This window comes from Streptomyces coerulescens (assembly GCF_042657965.1).
Taxonomy (GTDB): domain Bacteria; phylum Actinomycetota; class Actinomycetes; order Streptomycetales; family Streptomycetaceae; genus Streptomyces; species Streptomyces coerulescens.
Window position 1 is genome coordinate 1090303 of sequence record NZ_JBHSKM010000002.1, and the last position, 15466, is coordinate 1105768.

Annotated in this window: 15 protein-coding genes; 6 read left to right on the top strand and 9 right to left on the bottom strand. The window is 70.9% G+C overall.

The features are described from left to right. The first annotated feature begins 82 nt into the window (after positions 1–82). Positions 83–1324, top strand: coding sequence for an endonuclease/exonuclease/phosphatase family protein (locus ACFPQ9_RS06315; RefSeq protein ID WP_380847807.1), 1242 nt, complete (start codon positions 83–85; stop codon positions 1322–1324). A 30-nt stretch (positions 1325–1354) separates the two neighbouring features. Here the strand turns inward: ACFPQ9_RS06315 and ACFPQ9_RS06320 are convergent, their stop codons facing one another. Genes ACFPQ9_RS06320 through ACFPQ9_RS06335 form a run of 4 tightly spaced genes read right to left on the bottom strand, consistent with a single transcriptional unit; the run spans position 1355 to position 4687 of the window. After that, a complete protein-coding gene (locus tag ACFPQ9_RS06320; protein WP_380847810.1) occupies positions 1355–2104 on the bottom strand; it encodes an ABC transporter ATP-binding protein in 750 nt (249 codons plus the stop codon). A gap of 36 nt (positions 2105–2140) precedes the next feature. Next, positions 2141–2947 (bottom strand): ABC transporter permease, encoded by an 807-nt coding sequence (locus ACFPQ9_RS06325; protein ID WP_380847813.1) that lies wholly within the window; start codon positions 2945–2947, stop codon positions 2141–2143. 44 nt (positions 2948–2991) lie between these two features. Further along, a complete protein-coding gene (locus tag ACFPQ9_RS06330; RefSeq protein ID WP_380847816.1) occupies positions 2992–3771 on the bottom strand; it encodes an ABC transporter permease in 780 nt (259 codons plus the stop codon). A gap of 1 nt (position 3772) precedes the next feature. After that, complete coding sequence (locus ACFPQ9_RS06335; RefSeq protein WP_380847819.1) at positions 3773–4687, bottom strand: ABC transporter substrate-binding protein; 915 nt, start codon at positions 4685–4687, stop codon at positions 3773–3775. Between the two features lie 182 nt (positions 4688–4869). Here ACFPQ9_RS06335 and ACFPQ9_RS06340 point away from each other — a divergent pair, with 182 nt between their 5' ends. Then, positions 4870–6117: a cytochrome P450 gene (locus ACFPQ9_RS06340; protein ID WP_380847822.1), complete on the top strand. Its 1248-nt coding sequence runs from the start codon at positions 4870–4872 to the stop codon at positions 6115–6117. 16 nt (positions 6118–6133) lie between these two features. Here the strand turns inward: ACFPQ9_RS06340 and ACFPQ9_RS06345 are convergent, their stop codons facing one another. The 3 genes from ACFPQ9_RS06345 to ACFPQ9_RS06355 form a co-directional block, all read right to left on the bottom strand. Continuing rightward, complete coding sequence (locus ACFPQ9_RS06345; protein WP_380847825.1) at positions 6134–7315, bottom strand: damage-control phosphatase ARMT1 family protein; 1182 nt, start codon at positions 7313–7315, stop codon at positions 6134–6136. A 21-nt stretch (positions 7316–7336) separates the two neighbouring features. Further along, positions 7337–7984, bottom strand: a complete 648-nt coding sequence (locus tag ACFPQ9_RS06350) for a ScbR family autoregulator-binding transcription factor (protein ID WP_380847828.1) — start codon at positions 7982–7984, stop codon at positions 7337–7339. A 71-nt stretch (positions 7985–8055) separates the two neighbouring features. Then, on the bottom strand, positions 8056–8997 hold the full coding sequence (locus ACFPQ9_RS06355; protein ID WP_380847831.1) for a ScbA/BarX family gamma-butyrolactone biosynthesis protein: 942 nt from the start codon (positions 8995–8997) through the stop codon (positions 8056–8058). A 192-nt stretch (positions 8998–9189) separates the two neighbouring features. On the opposite strand from ACFPQ9_RS06355, the gene ACFPQ9_RS06360 reads away from it, so the two are divergent. Beyond that, a complete protein-coding gene (locus tag ACFPQ9_RS06360) occupies positions 9190–9867 on the top strand; it encodes a ScbR family autoregulator-binding transcription factor (protein WP_380847834.1) in 678 nt (225 codons plus the stop codon). 148 nt (positions 9868–10015) lie between these two features. On the opposite strand, the gene ACFPQ9_RS06365 is transcribed toward ACFPQ9_RS06360, so the two are convergent. Continuing rightward, positions 10016–11821, bottom strand: a complete 1806-nt coding sequence (locus tag ACFPQ9_RS06365) for a S8 family peptidase (RefSeq protein WP_380847837.1) — start codon at positions 11819–11821, stop codon at positions 10016–10018. Positions 11822–12192: 371 nt separating this feature from the next. Here ACFPQ9_RS06365 and ACFPQ9_RS06370 point away from each other — a divergent pair, with 371 nt between their 5' ends. Then, positions 12193–13137: a lytic polysaccharide monooxygenase gene (locus tag ACFPQ9_RS06370; protein ID WP_465269556.1), complete on the top strand. Its 945-nt coding sequence runs from the start codon at positions 12193–12195 to the stop codon at positions 13135–13137. A gap of 34 nt (positions 13138–13171) precedes the next feature. On the opposite strand, the gene ACFPQ9_RS06375 is transcribed toward ACFPQ9_RS06370, so the two are convergent. Beyond that, the gene (locus tag ACFPQ9_RS06375) at positions 13172–13825 is read right to left on the bottom strand and encodes a Tat pathway signal sequence domain protein (RefSeq protein ID WP_380847843.1); all 654 of its coding nucleotides are present in this window, start codon (positions 13823–13825) and stop codon (positions 13172–13174) included. A 551-nt stretch (positions 13826–14376) separates the two neighbouring features. Between ACFPQ9_RS06375 and ACFPQ9_RS06380 the strand changes: the two genes are divergently transcribed. Together ACFPQ9_RS06380 and ACFPQ9_RS06385 are read left to right on the top strand one after the other, a co-directional pair. After that, positions 14377–15000 carry a DUF6230 family protein gene (locus ACFPQ9_RS06380; RefSeq protein ID WP_380847846.1) on the top strand — a complete coding sequence of 208 codons (624 nt, stop codon included), beginning with the start codon at positions 14377–14379 and terminating at the stop codon, positions 14998–15000. Further along, the gene (locus ACFPQ9_RS06385; protein ID WP_380847849.1) at positions 15000–15413 is read left to right on the top strand and encodes a DUF6114 domain-containing protein; all 414 of its coding nucleotides are present in this window, start codon (positions 15000–15002) and stop codon (positions 15411–15413) included. The genes ACFPQ9_RS06380 and ACFPQ9_RS06385 overlap by 1 nt, the downstream gene beginning before the upstream one ends. Positions 15414–15466: the final 53 nt, after the last annotated feature.

The following is a 15466-nucleotide window of genomic DNA, read 5'->3' on the forward strand; positions in this document are numbered from 1 at the left end:
GCCTTGCGGCGTTCATCTCTACGCGCGCAGACTTTTCCCGCTTCGCCTGTCCCTCTGTGTCCCTTCCCGCACCGGAGTCGCGATGAATCCCACCGGATCCCTCTCCCGCCGTACGGCGCTGGCGTCCCTGGCCGGGGCGGCGCTGGCCACGACCGCGGCGTTCCCGGCGTCGGCGGCCGAGCGGCACGGCCGCCGGTCCGTCAGGTTCGCCACCTTCAACGCCTCCCTGAACCGCGGCACCCAGGGCGCGCTGATCACCGACCTGTCGACGCCGGACAACGTCCAGGCGCGCAATGTCGCCGAGACCATCCAGCGGGTCGACCCGGACGTCCTGCTGATCAACGAGTTCGACTACGACGAGCAGGGCAGAGCGGCCCGGCTGTTCCTGCGCAACTACCTGGCCGTCGGCCAGGGCGGCGCCGCACCGGTCCGCTTCCCGTACCACTTCACCGGCCCCGTGAACACGGGCGTCTCCACCGGCGTGGACCTCGACGGCAGGAACGGCGCGGTCACGACGCCCGGTTCGGACGCGTACGGCCAGGACGCGTACGGGTACGGCTGGTTCCCGGGCCAGTACGGCATGCTCGTGCTGTCGAAGTTCCCGATCGACACGCGCGCGGTGCGCACCTTCCAGCGCTTCCTGTGGAAGGACATGCCGGGGCACCTCATGCCGCCCGGCTACTACAGCGACGAGGCCCGCGCGATCCTGCGGCTGTCGTCGAAGAGCCACTGGGACGTGCCGGTGTGCATCGGGCACGACACCGTGCACTTCCTGGTCTCCCACCCGACGCCGCCCACGTTCGACGGCACCGAGGACCGCAACGGGCGGCGCAACCACGACGAGATCCGGCTGTGGGCCGACTACATCGGCGGGCGCCGGCGCGGCTCCTACCTGTACGACGACAAGGGCCGGCGGGGCGGGCTGCGTCCCGGGGCGCGGTTCGTGATCGCGGGTGACAACAACGCCGACCCGTTCGACGGCGACAGCTACGACCACGCCATCGGGCAGCTGCTCGACCACCCCGCCGTGAACCTCCCGGCCGCTCCGCCGGCCGGCGCGGGTGGCGTGGAGGCGGCGAGACTCCAGGGCGGTGCCAACACCTCGCACCTCGGCGATCCCGCGTACGACACCTCCGACTTCGGCGACACGGCTCCCGGCAATCTGCGGGTCGACTACGTCCTGCCGTCCAAGGGCCTGACCCCGGGTTCGAACGGCGTCTTCTGGCCCACGTCCGACGACCCGCTGTACCGGCTGGTGGGCAACGGCACGACGGTGCCGACCTCCGACCACCGGATGGTGTGGCAGGACGTGCGGGTGCGCTGAGCGGCGGGGCGGTATCGACGCGGGCCGGTGCTATCTGCTGCGCACCGCCCGCCCCACCTGCGACCTCAGCGCGACGAACTGCGTCAGTCCCCGGGTCGTGATCTGGTCCCGGGGGCCGGGGAGTTCGACCGGCAGGTCCAGGACGACCTTGGCGCCGGGGCCCGGGGAGAGGACGACGACGCGGTCGCCCAGGTACACACTCTCGTCGATGTCGTGGGTGACGAAGACGATCGTCGCGCCGTCCGTGCGGTGGACCTCCAGCAGGAGGTCCTCCAGGTCCTCGCGGGTCTGGGCGTCCAGGGAGCCGAAGGGTTCGTCCATGAGCAGCAGGGCGGGGCGGCAGACCAGGGCGCGGGCGATGGCCACGCGCTGCTGCATGCCTCCGGAGAGCTGCCAGGGGTGCCGGCGGGCGGCGTCCGTCAGGCCGACCCGGGCCAGGATGTGCTCGGCCTCGGCCCGGCGTTCCGCTCGCGGCAGGTCCCGGCGGCGCAGCGGGAGCGCCACGTTCTCGCGGACCGTGAGCCAGGGGTAGAGGGAGCGGGCGTAGTCCTGGAAGACCACGGCCAGGTTGTCGGGGACGCCCCGCACGGGCGTGCCGTCCAGCGTGATGGTGCCGTCGTACCCGGGAAGCAGGCCCGCGATGGTGCGCAGCAGGGTGGTCTTGCCGCACCCGGACGGGCCCACGACACACAGGAGTTGGCCGTCCGGCACGGTGAGGGAGATGTCTTGCAGGACCTGGTGGTCGCCGTAGTGCCGGCCGACCGCGGCTAGGCGGAGCATGGCTGTCCCTGGACGGAGGTGGTGGGGGCGTACGGGTCATGCGGTCGTCGTCCTCCCCCGGCCGACGAGTCGCTTCTCGACCGCCAGCAGGCCGGTGTTGAGGAGGTGACCGAGGGCACCGAGCAGGAGCAGCGCCGACCAGACGGTGAGCAGGTCGGAGCGGGACTGGGCGTCGGTGAGCGTGAAGCCGATGCCGTTGGCGGTGCCCGGGAGCAGTTCCGAGAAGACCATGAGGATGAGCGAGAGGGAGAGGCTCAGGCGCAGTCCGGCGAAGATGCGGGGCAGCGCGGAGGGCAGGATCAGGAAGCGAAGCCGTTCGAGGGGGGTGAGGCGCAGGACGGCGGCGACCTCGATGCGCAACGGGTCGGTGTCGCGGGCCCCTTCGGCCGTGTTGATCAGCACCGGCCAGACGGCGCTGAAGACGATCGACGCGATCTGCATCGGTGTACCGAAGTCGAGGATCACGACGAGGACGGGGACGAGGGCGGGCGGCGGGACGGCTCGGGCGAATTGCAGGACGGGGTCGCACAGGGCGTACACGCGTCGCGAACGGCCGATCGCGACACCGAGCGCGATCCCGGCGACGGCGGCGATCGCGAACCCGGCCGCCATCCGCCCGAGGCTCGGCAGGATGTTCCCGACGGCTTCCTCGGTGAGGAACACATGCCGGACGGGCCCCGAGAACCACAGATCGACGGCGTGCCGAGCGATCTCCGCGGGTGGCGGGAAGTACACGCTGCCGTGGACGTGGGCGATCACCTGCCAGAGGATCACGGCCGACGCGAGCACGATCCAGCGCAGGAGAGCGTGGCGTACGGCGGCGTCGCCGACCGGACCACCCACACGGCCCGTCCCCCACGGCGGCACCCGCACCCTCACGCCCACCGTCACCCGACCCCCCGCTGCCCGGGCGTCCACGGGAACAGCCTTCGCTCGCCCCATACCAGCGCCCCGTTGACGACCAGCCCGAGCACGCCCGCCCACACCACGCCCGCCAGCACATCCCGTGTGCCGTCGGTGGCCAGGCCGGCCTGGGCGATGAAGATGCCGAGGCCCTCGCCGAAGCCGGAGAGGATTTCCGTGGCGACGGCCAGGATGAGAGCGACCGCGGCCGAGATACGGATTCCGGCCGCGATGAAGGGGGCCGTGCCCGGCAGCTCGACGCGGAGCAGCACGGCGAGGCGGCCGAAGCCGAAGGCGCGGAGCGTGTCCTTGGCCAGGGGGTCGGTCTCGCCGAGGCCGTAGATGGTGTTGAAGAGGATCGGCCAGACCGACGCGTACGTCACCAGCGCGACCTTGGTCTCGGTGCCCGAGCCGAGCAGCAGGGAGACCAGGGGGATCAGCGCGACGGACGGCAGCGGCCGCAGGAACTCGACGATCGCGCGTACGGCGGCGTCGACGACCGGCACGCTCCCGAGGACGAGTCCTGCCGGGACGGCGATGGCGACGGCCAGTGCGAGACCGAGCGCCCAGGCGCGCAGCGTGGCGGCGATGCCGTCCAGGAAGACGGCGTCGCCCGCCAGCTCCGCGGCCCGGGCGAGGACTTCCGAGGCGGGCGGGAGATGGCTGCGCCGTACGAGTCCGGCGCGGGAGACGGCCTCGCAGGCACCGACGGCGAGCAGCACCCCCGATGCGCCCAGGACGATCTGTTCCTGACGGGCCTTCACGTCACTTGACCAGCAACGTCGCCGGATCGATCGGCTTCTTCAGCATCCCGTGCTTCTTCATGAGGTCGGTGAGCCGGGTGAGCTGTGCGGCGTCCATGACGGGCGGGAAGACGGGCAGGTCGATGGAGTCGGCCTGCTCCTTCGTCACCTTGGTGTACGTCGGCAGGGTGTCGCGCACGACGGACGGGTCCTGCTCGGCGATCTCCACGGCCGCCCTGACGGCCCGCTGGAACGCGGCCAGCGTCTCGCCGTGTCCTTCGGTGTACTCCCCCGTGCTGATGTAGCCACTGAGCGGGATGGCCTCCACGGGCGCGGACGCACCGTCGACGAGGACCCTGGCCTTCAGCTCGTCCTGAATGGCGCTGTCGTAGGGCTCGACCGCGTGCACGGCGTCGACCTGCCCCTTGTCGAGGGCGGCGCCCATCTGCGGGAAGGGGATCGCCCGGTAGACGGGCTCGCCCACGCCCTGTTTCTCCAGGATCTCGTCGAAGGTGAGGGACTGGACGTTGTTCAGGACGTTGACGGCGAGCTTCCTGCCCGCGAGATCGGTGATGCTCTTGATGTCCGAGTCCTCGGGCACGAGGACGTCCATCATGCGCGGTGCGGCCCTGATCGCCTCGGCGACGATCCGGATGTCGAGGGTGCCCTGCTCGTGGGCCTGGAGATAGGTCACGTAATTCGCGCTGGCGACCATGTCGATCTGCCCCTTGGCCAGGGCGGGCAGCGCCTGGAGGCTCTGCTGGATCTGCTGGATGCGGACGTCCAGCCCCTCCTTCTCGAACAGGCCGCGATCCCGCGCGATGTAGAGGGCGGCGCAGTCGACGAGGGGCAGAGCGGCCACTGTGACGGTCTTCCGCCCGTCGGGCCCGGACGAGGAGTCCCCGTCGTCGCCGCAGGACGTGACCGCCAGCAGCATGAGGCCGGCCGTGGCGGCCGCCGCAGTCCTCGTTCCCGGGCGCAATTGGCGTAACGGCATGTCGTCATGACTAGCAAGAATTTGTCATGATCACCACATGCGGCACTCGGCGCACACCGCCGGCACACCAACCCGGACGACTCCGCCTGTCGGTCTTCACCGGTATGCGTCACCTTGGTCACATGACCTCCGTCCCCGACGTCTTCGACCCCACGCAGTACGCCACCGGCGTGCCCTACGACGCCTACCGCGTCCTGCGTGATCACCACCCCGTGGCCCGGCAGGACGAGCGCGAGGTGCTGGGCTGGCCGGCCGGGCCCGGGTTCTGGGCGGTGACCCGGCACGCGGACGTCGTGCGGGTGCTCAAGGACTCGGCGACGTACTCCTCGCACCTCGGCGCGACCCAGATCCGTGATCCCGACCCGGACGATCTGCCGTTCATCCGGCGCATGATGCTCAATCAGGATCCGCCGGGCCACGGGCGGTTGAGACGGCTCGTCAGCCGGGCGTTCACCCCGCGCCGCGTCGACCGTTTCGTACAGGTCGCGCAGGACCGGGCCCGTACGCTCCTGGCGCACGCCCTGGACACGGCCCGTGCGGCGGACGGCACCGCGGACCTGGTCGGCACCGTGACCGACGACTACGCCCTGCTCAACCTCGCCGACCTGCTCGGCGTGCCGGAGACCGACCGCAAGCTGCTGCTGCACTGGACCCAGCGGGTCATCGGCTACCAGGACCCCGACGAGGCGGGCCCGCGGATGCTGGACGGACAGGGCAGACCGGTCAATCCACGGTCGCCCGCGATGCTGCGGGACATGTTCGCCTACGCCCGCCAACTGGCCGCGCACAAGCTCCGGTTCCCCGACGACGACGTGATGACCACGCTCGCCCACGACGCCGAACTGGCGGAGCCCGAGCTGGAGATGTTCTTCTTCCTGCTCACCGTCGCCGGCAACGACACCGTCCGCAGCGCGGCGCCCGGCGGGCTGCTCGCCCTCGCCGAGCACCCGGAGTCGTACGAACGGCTGAGGGACGGCGCCGCCGAACTCCCCACTGCCGTGGACGAGTTGCTGCGCTGGCACCCTCCGGTCCTCACCTTCCGCCGCACCGCCGCGCAGGACACCGAGCTCGCCGGCCGGCGTATCCGGGCGGGCGACAAGGTGGTCGTCTTCCACGCCTCCGCCAACCGCGACGAACGGGTCTTCACCGACCCGGACCGGCTGGACCTGTCCCGGACGCCCAACCCGCATGTGTCCTTCGGTGACGGCCCGCACGTCTGCCTGGGCGCGCACTTCGCCCGGCTCCAGCTGCGCGTGCTCTACGGGGAGACCCTGCGTACGCTGCCCGCGCTGCGGCCGGCGGGACCGCCCGAGCGGCTGGTGTCGAACTTCATCAACGGCATCAAGTCGCTTCCGCTGCAGATCACTTGAGCCGAGCGGCGCGACCCTACGCCCGCACCTGGATCAGCGCATGCGTCCCGCCGGTCCGCCACTTCTGGCCCTCCGCCGCGACCAGCGCCGCCTCCGTGCGGGCGGACAGGCCGGTGATCACGTCGGACTTCAGGGTGCGCAAGGCGGCGACCGGCCCGGGGAAGTACGCGGTGACGTCGGTGAACGGTGTGGTCGGCGGCCAGAGCCGGTCGCCGACGAGACGACGGTAGTTGAGGTCGCCCTTGAGGATCGTGAGGGCGCAGGCGCCGAGCTCCGCGCGCAGGTCGTCCGGCATCTCCGCGTACGGCAGCGGGCCGCCGGAGAAGGGGTGGGCGCGCACGGTGAGACGGCCGTCCGTCAGCGCCGACCAGAGCGTGCGGCCGTACGTCGCCGCCGCGCCGGGCGCCGATGTCAGCCGGCGCAGTGCGTCGAGCACATCGGCGTGCGTGGCGTCGGAGACGTAGTAGGGGTACGGCTTGATGTGCAGGACGGCCCGTGCGATACGGCCCTGGGTGAGGAGGTGGGCGATGAGGAGCAGGTCGGGCACGAGTTCACGGCCCGCGTTGTCGGCGATCAGGCACACGCCGGCGGCGCCGGAGGGAGGGAGCAGGGACCAGAGGGCGTCGCTGTCGTCGGCCACCAGGGGCGGGGTGTCCGAGGAGGTCTCATCGTGCGCGGCCGAGAGCCGGAAGCCGAGGTCGGCGCGATTGCCCCACAGCGAGCCGTGCAGCAGCGCCCGGTCCTGCTCCTCGGCGGGCCGGTCCGCGAGGGCGTCGAGGGCGGCCAGTTCCTCGTCCGTCTCCGGGGCGTCGAGTTCGGCCAGCTTGGAGGGCCGGAAGGGGTCGATGCCCTGCCAGGGGCCCGGGGTGAAGTAGCCGACGGCTGCGAGGAGTTGGCGGTAGAAGTAGCTCTCCGACCACAGCCACGGCACATCGAACCAGGACCGGCCGGTGTACGTGTCCGCGCCCCAGGCCCTCCAGTGGTCCCGGTCGTGGGCGTCGGCGGGGAGCGGCTCGATGACGCCCTCGGTGCAGCCGGCGAGGAGCGCGTCCAGCGCACGCTGCCGCTCGGGGTCGTACGGGAAGGACTCCCGTACCTGTCGGATGATCGCCGGGTGCCGTTCGGCGAGCACGCTGTGCGGGAACGAGCCGGGTTCGTTCCCGAGGAGCACGGGCGGGGTGTCGGACCTCTCGGGCATGCGCTCACCGTATCGCCCGTGTCATACGGCTTTGATCTCCCGCTCCAGTTGTGTCGCGAGGGCGAGATAGCGGGCCCGGCGGGGCACCGGGACCAGGCCGCGGATCATGATGTGCCACATCTCGGCCACCCTGCGGGGCTGGCGTGCCACGGGTTCCAGGGAGCGGCCGACGACGCGGGTGCCGACGAAGAAGCAGACCAGGGCGTGGGCCGCGGCCTCCGGGTCGACGTCCGGGTGGATGTCGGACTCCTTGGCGGCGCCGACGAGTCTGCGGGTCGTGATGTCCAGCAGCTCGGCGAACGGGTGCCGCAGGGGCGGCCGTATCACCACTCCCCCGGTGGCCAGACGCAGGCCGGCCCGGGTGATCGGGCCCTCGACGGCGAGACGCGTGATGGCGAACGTCGTGCGCATCAGCGCCTCCAGCGAGGTGTGGCCCCGGGCGTCCATCTCGCTCGCCACCTGCCGGGACGCCCTGGACTGGATTTCCATGATCGCCTGCGCCAGGTCCTCCTTGGCCGCGAAGTGGAAGTACAGCGCCCCCTTGGTGACTTGGGCGTGCTCGACGATGTCGCTCAGGCTGGTCGACTCATAGCCATGACGGTCGAACAGCTCGGCGGCGGCTGTGAGGATCGTGGTGCGGGTCTGTTCGGCGCGTAACTGCCTCGCCATCAGCTGGCTCTCCTGGAAACGGGAAAAGAACGGGTCATGCCGTTTGTTTCTTACTCCCTGTACAAGATAACTCACCCGTCCACGGTGCCCACCTCGCACTCGAAGACAGTTGAATCCCCCTGGTGTCCGAGTACTTGGATATCGGCGCCGTGGGCCCCTGTCTTGTCGAATGCCTCTATCCATGCGGGCAGGTCGAGTTCGGTGTAGCGGTGGAAGAGGGCGTGGAAGGAGACCGGTGTGCGGGGGCCGTCGGCGGTCCGGGCCCGCACCGCCTGGCGGGTGGCTTCCAGCAGCAGCATGCCGGGGACATGGTCGAGGGGATGATCGAAGAAAACAGCATGCCCGGTATCGACTCGCAGCCGCCAGCGGTCGGGGTGGCCGGACGGCGCGAGGACGACATCCTCGGGCAGGGCACGGTCCACGGCGGCGGGCGGCAGACCGGGGGGCGCCGGCAGCGGGGAGACGGTGGCGGCGGTACGGCCGCCGCGCAGCCGGCGGTATGCGGCCGCACTGGTCCAGGTCGCGGCCATCTCGGCGGCCGCCACCGGCTCGCCGTCCAGCCGTATTTCGGCCTCGTAGCGAAACCCGGCCGGGCGCGCGCCACGGTGGTCGACGTCGGTGACGCTGACGTGCAGAACCGGCTCGGCGGGTGTCCTGCCGACGGCCAACCGCTCGGTGAACGCGCTGATCCGCGCCTCTTTGAGCACGAACTGATGGCCCAGCGGGACGTCGTAGGCGGTGTGCGCGAGGAGGGTGCCGGCCTGGCGGGCGGTCTCCGCGACGAGCAGGGGTTCATAGGCCGAACGGTCCGGCGACACGTGTAACTGATGGGCCCTCGGCCACTCGGCGAAGACCGTGAAACGGTCCGGTTCCCCGGCGGTCAGGCCGGTGAGAAACGTTTCAGCCAGCGAGGCGCGGTGCACCAACTGGCGGGGTACGGTGGCGGTCAGGCCGTCCGGCGCCTCGGGGGTTGCGGCGAGCAGGGTCGCGGCGAACCGGCGCGAATCAGACATGATGCCCTCCTTGGGTCCCCCCGTATGTGCCATGGCAGACGGCGAGGTGCCCGTGCCGCGAGCGTTAGAGTACGAGCCGACCGGTTTGTTTTCAATGCGGCCTGGGGTCGCCCGGCCGGGCCCGAACCGCTCCGGCGCACGCCGGGCGCACCGACCGAACCGGGTGCAGCCGGACATCACGGAGGGGCAGATATGGCGAGGCAGGAGCGCGCCATCAAGACGCGGAAGGTGATCCTGGAGGCTGCGGGGGCGGTCTTCGACGAGCACGGTTACACCGCGACGACCATCTCGATGGTTCTGGAACGGGCCGAAGTGACCAAGGGCGCCCTGTATTTCCACTTTTCCTCGAAGGAATCCCTCGCCCAGGCCGTGCTGGACGAGCAGATCCCACGCGGCGCGGTGCCTCCGCAGCCGTGCAAGCTCCAGGAACTCGTCGACATCACCTTTGTGTTCGGGCAGCGGCTGCTCAACAACTCCCTGCTCAAGGGCAGTGTGCGGCTGGCGGTGGACCAGTGCGCGCCGCCGGGGGTCGACCACTCGGGCCCGTTCAGGCAGTGGGCGGACCATCTCGTCGTGGTGCTCGAACAGGCGCGTGCGCAGGGCGAGTTGCTGCCCACCGTGGAGCCGAGACAGACGGTGGAACTGCTGGTCGGGGCCTTCGCGGGCATCCAGTTGATGTCCCGGGCACTGACCGACCGGGCGGATCTGGCGGAGCGGATCTCGGTGCTGTGGGGTCACATCCTGCCGAGCATCGCGGTGCCGGGGCTGCTGACCGCCATCGACCGGAGCCCCGACCGCGGGGTGCGGGTGCTGGCCGGCATCGGGGAGAGCGACGCCGAGGAGGCGGAGCTGGACCTGTCCCGTCACTGAGTGTGGGCGGGACCGACCGGAGTGACGGTTTCCGGCGCGTCCGTCGGGGCCTCACGACATGTGGCGGGCCGGCCGATGCCCCATCCGCATCGGCCGGCCCGCCCGTTCATGGTGCGCGCGCCCCTCGGGGCCCGCGTTCAGCTGCCGCTCAGAAGGTCAGCTTCCAGCTGTTGATCCGGCCGGTGTCCTGGGCCGCGGTGTCCTGGACGCGCAGCTTCCAGGTGCCGTTGGCCGTCTCACCGGACGCGTTGACCGTGTAGGTGGTGATGACGTTGTCCGCGGAGTCCGAGGAGCTGGCGGACTTCAGACGGTACGTCGAACCGTCCGGGGCCACCAGGTCGACGACCAGGTCACCGCGGTAGGTGTGGGTGATGTCCACGCCGACCTGGAGGGCCGAGGGGGCGTTGCCGCTGCGGCCGCTGACGGTGATCGGGGACTCGACCGCGGAGCCGTTGTCCGGGATGGAGACCGCGGCGGTGCTGGTGAAGGTGGTGCCCCCCGTGGAGCCGCCGGAGCCGCTCACCGCCTGCACCGTCTTGGCCGCGTCCGCCAGGCCCGCACCGCAGCCGCCCGAGCAAGTCCCGGGAAGAGCACGCGAGTTGGTCTTGATCGCGGACTCGATCTGGGCCGGGGTCAGCGCCGGGTTGGCGGACTTCATCAGCGCGGCCAGGCCCGCGACGTGCGGGGCGGCCATGCTGGTGCCCTGGTAGTAGTCGTAGCTCTCGGCGGACGGGCCCTGCGCGCCGGAGTTCAGCGTGGACAGGATGCCGTTGGCCGTGACGGAGTTGGTCTCTCCGCCGGGCGCGGCGATGTCGACGACCGAGCCGTAGTTGGAGTAGTAGGAGCGGTTCCCCTGGCGGTCGGCGGCGGCCACGCTGATGACGTTGGCGCAGCTGGCCGGCGAGTAGCCGGAGGCGTTGGCGTTGCTGTTGCCCGCCGCGACGACGACCGTGGTGCCGCGGTTCACGGCGGCGTTGATGGCGCTCTGGGTCGCGGTGGAGCAGGCTCCGCCGCCGCCCAGGCTCATGTTGATGACCTTGGCGACATTGGCGTTGGCCGGGACACCGGAGACGGTGCCGCCGGACGCCCAGGTGATGGCGTCGATGATGTCGGAGTCGTAGCCGCCGCACTTGCCGAGCACACGCAGCGGGGAGACCTTCGCGCCGTGTGCGATACCGGCGACGCCCTTGCCGTTGTCGGTGACGGCGGCGATGGTGCCGGCGACGTGGGTGCCGTGCCAGGAGGAGCCGTACGCCGGGTCGCCCGACTGGCACTCGTTGGCGGCGGTCCAGTCGCCCGGGTCGGCCGGGTTGCTGTCACGGCCGTTGCCGTCGTTGCCGACGGCGGCGTCGGAGATGAAGTCGTAGCCCGCGACGATGTTGGCGCCGAGGTCGGAGTGGGTGACGTAGCCGGTGTCGATCACGGCGACGGTGACCCCGCTGCCGGTGGCGACGTCCCAGGCGCCCGGGACGTTCATGCCCGCGGTGGTCTCGAACAGGTCCCACTGCTTGGCGTACTCGGTGTCGTTGGGGGTGGCCAGCGGCTTGTTCAGCCGGTCCGGCACGACATAGGCGACCTGCGGGTCGGCCCGGTACTCGGCGACGACGTCCGCGACGTCCGTCCTGCTGAGGTGCTCGCCCAGGTCGACGAGGGCGGCGCCGGAGCCGAGGCGGCGCTGGAAGTCGAGATCCTCGCCGGCCTTCTCGCCCTTGGCCGCGGCGTCGGCCTCGGCGGCCTTGTTCGACTTGGCCTCGGCGGCGCCGGACTTGTAGCCGACGATGAGACGCTCGGCCGGGGTGCCGGGAGCGGCCTCGGTCCGGGCCGCGGGGACGGCGGCCTCCGGGGTGGGGGAATCCTGGGCCACGGCGACCGAGGTGGTGGCGGCCGTGAAGAGCGCGGCGGAGACCGCGGCGACGGATATCAGCTTCCGTCTGAGGGAGGTGGAGGTACGCAAGGGGAGTGCCTTTCGTGGCCGGCCGTACTCCGGGCAGCGCGGAGCGGCGGACGTTTTCGCTTCGTCCTCGAAGCGGCGGGGGGTATTTCGAAAGTGCGAAAGTGCGGGGGTGTGACGGCCGGCCTTGCGCGAGCTGCGACCCGTTCGGGGTTACCTGTGGGTCGGCAGTGGTCGAACGATAGGCAAAGAAAAGGTCACCGGGATACGGGGGAAACCCTCGATCCGGCCGGAAACCCACCCTCTACGTCGGCTGATTGACCGCTATGGACGGTCTCCGCCCGGTTTATCGCGCAGTGAACGCGCCGGGCCGGATTCCCGTACTCCACGAGGACCTGCCCATGCCGGCCGAGGAGACGTTCCGGATGTCCCGGATGCCCTGGATGAGATCGCACCGCTTCGCCCTGGCGGCCGCCGCCGTCACGCCGTTGCTGCTCACGGTGTGGGCCGCGGGCCCGGCACACGCGCACGGCGCACCGACGGATCCGGTCAGCCGGGTGTACGCCTGCTCGCCGGACGGCGGCAGCGCGTCGGGCTCGGCGGCGTGCCGGGCCGCGGTCGCGTCGAACGGCGGGCCCTTCACGGCCTGGGACAATCTGCGGATCGCCGGTGTCAACGGCCGCGACCGGCAGGTCGTCCCCGACGGGAAGCTGTGCAGCGGGGGTCTGCCCGCCTACAAGGGCCTCGATCTGGCCCGCGCCGACTGGCCGTCGACCCGGCTCACCCCGGGCGCCACGCTGACCATGCGGTACGTCTCCACGATCCCGCACACCGGCACCTTCAGGCTCTACCTCACCGAACCGGGCTACGACCCGACGAAGCCGCTGACCTGGTCCGACCTGCCGGACAAGCCGTTCGCGCAGGTGCGGGACCCGGCGCTGACGGACGGCGCGTACCGGCTCACGGCGAAGCTGCCGTCCGACCGCTCCGGGCGGCATGTGCTGTTCACGATCTGGCAGAACAGCAGCACGCCGGACACGTACTACTCGTGCTCGGACGTCGTGTTCCCGGTCGGCGGCAGTGGCGGGGGCAAGGCCTCGGCCACGGCGGGCGCGGCCGGCGACAGCGGCCGTACGGCGGCCGCTCCTTCGGCGACTGCGAAGCCGCGCGCGAGCGAGCGGCGTACCGCAAGCCCCACTCCCACGGCTGCGACGGCCACCGGTGCCGAGACCCCGCGCACCCAGGGCGACAGCACTCCGGTGGCGTCCACCGGTGCGGCCGACACGGGGCCGTCGACGCCGCTGCTGGCGGGCGGCGCCGCCGCGGTGCTGGTGCTCACCGGGGGCGCCGCCCTGGCGCTGCGGTTGCGCCGGAGGTGAACTCCGGTGCTGACTACGGTACTTGGCGGAAGCGTCAGTTGACGTAGACCGCCTCGCCGCTACTTGTCACCGGTGCGTACTTGGCGGTGAAGTAGCCGTTGGCGAAGCAGAGGGACGAGCCGGAGACCTTGGTGAACTGCGCGCCGGCGAAGTTGATGCTGTTGTCGGCGTTGCTCGCCGTGCCGGCCAGACTGGGCGCCTGGTAGACGCAGTTGATGCTGCCCAGCAGGGTGCGCAGAACGACCGTGGTCTGGATGGCGGAGCCCGCGGCCGGGGTGACGGTGACGGTGCCGTCGGAGCCCACGGCGGCGCTGTACGGCAGGTTGTTGACCGTGATGCTGGTGACCCCGAGGACGCCGACCACGTTCGTGGTGCAGCCGGCGGCGTCGAAGGTGTGCGCGGAGACCGACTCCGTCGCGGTGCCTGGCGCGCTCGGGTTGTCCGTCACGGTGGCCGTGAACTGCGACGACGTGCAGGAGATGCCGCTGGTGCCGGTCGCGCTGGAGTAGAACGTCGCGGCGGTGCCGCTCGCCAGCGGGGCCGTGAGGACCTCGCCGGCCGCGACCGCCGTACCGCCGACGGAGCCGGTGGTCAGGACGGTGCCGTCGGCCGCGGACGCGGGGCCGGCGAGGGGGAGGGTGAGGGCGGCGACGGTGCCGGCGAGGGTGAGGAGAGTGCGCGTGCGCATGGGGGTGTACCTCGTCTTTCGTTGCGGGGGTGCGGGTGTGTCGTTGCCGGTCCGTGACGCCTTCTCCGTACGTCACGGACCGGCAACGGTGGGGGATGGCCGACACGGGCCGAGGGGGGAAGCGACCGTGACGACGCACGGACTGAACTCACGAAAAGGAAATGTGAAGGACATCAGGTCCGGGAACGCGGGCAGAGGCCACGCGGCAGCGGATCCGGCGCCACGGATCCAAGGGGAACCAGGGAGAGTTGTAGACCTGATGGTCAGTCAACGTCAAGACATGGAAAGGGAGTTGCTGTTGTTCTCGCAACTTTTGAAGGCCTGCGCCGGCCCATGACTCACAGCTGACGCACAACCAACACCCTTTTTACACAACTGCCTTGACCCCCAGGTGTAACCACCGGTAACTTCCCGGTTCGGCTACTGCGGAGTACGAGAAAGCCCTTGCACCCGCCGGGAGTTGTGAGGGCGTACGCCGTGGGCACTGTCCGCGCCAGGACGACGTGCCGCTGATGCCCTACCCGCACCTTTCTCTGCACCTGGGAGCAGTAATGGCCTTGTCCGAAAACCCCGACGGCCCCGCGAGACGCGGGCGGGTCCGGGCGCGCCGTGCCGCCGTGATGGCCGTGCCGGCCACCCTGGTCGCCGGCGCGCTCGCGGTCCTCACCGCCGAGGGCGCGCTGGGCGTGCAGTTCGCCATCTCCGGCATGCCCTTCACGGTCACCGCGACCGAGCTCAACGGCACCGGCTTCGAGCAGTTCGGCGGCCTCGACCAGATGGCGCCGGGCAGCCCCAACGAGGGGGACACCGGCGGCCAGGTCCTGGTCGTCACGTCCGCCATCAAGAACGCGACGCTCACGAAGCTGTGCCAGAGCGTCGATCTCGGCGGCACGAACCTTCTCATCACCGCGGGCGGCGGTGATGAGAAGGTGAGTGCGAGCGATCTGACCACCGACTCGACCGAGCTGTCGGGTGACGCGGCGTTCAACAACATCGAGATCGGCAACGACGCCAGCACGCTGACGAAGGCCGGGGTGAAGGGGCCGATCGGTGTCTTCAGCCAGCAGGCGGACACCGTGCGCATCGCCAATCTGCGCCAGACCAACTACGCGACCACGGCCGGGGTGTTCAAGCTCCCCGGTCTGAAGCTCCGCTTCAGCAGCACGGGTTGCTGATGAGCGGGGTGGATGGATTCCGGTCGGCCTTCCGTCGCTGGCGGGCCGACCGGCCGTTCTGGGGCGGGCTGCTGCTCGCCCTGGGCGGGGCGTGGATCCTGCTCACGATGAAAGCCTCGCTGAAGGTCATACTGCATGTCGGCATGCAGGGCCTGGCGGGGTACCTGCTGCCGGCGCTGATGGTGCTGCTGGGACTGCTGACCCTGTTCAACCCGACGCAGCGGCTCTTCTACTCGATCACCGGGATCCTGGTCACCCTGGGCACCTGGCTCACGTCGAACCTGGGCGGGTTCTTCGTCGGGCTGCTGCTGGGTGCGGTGGGCAGCTGTCTCGCGTTCGGATGGCTGCCGGACCAGGAGCCCCGGCGCAGCCGGCGGCAGCGGAGGAAGGAAGCCGCGGCGGCAGCGCGGTAGGGCTGGGCCGTGTTGGGCGGCTGCGGGCTCGTGGGGGCTGGTCGCACACACGC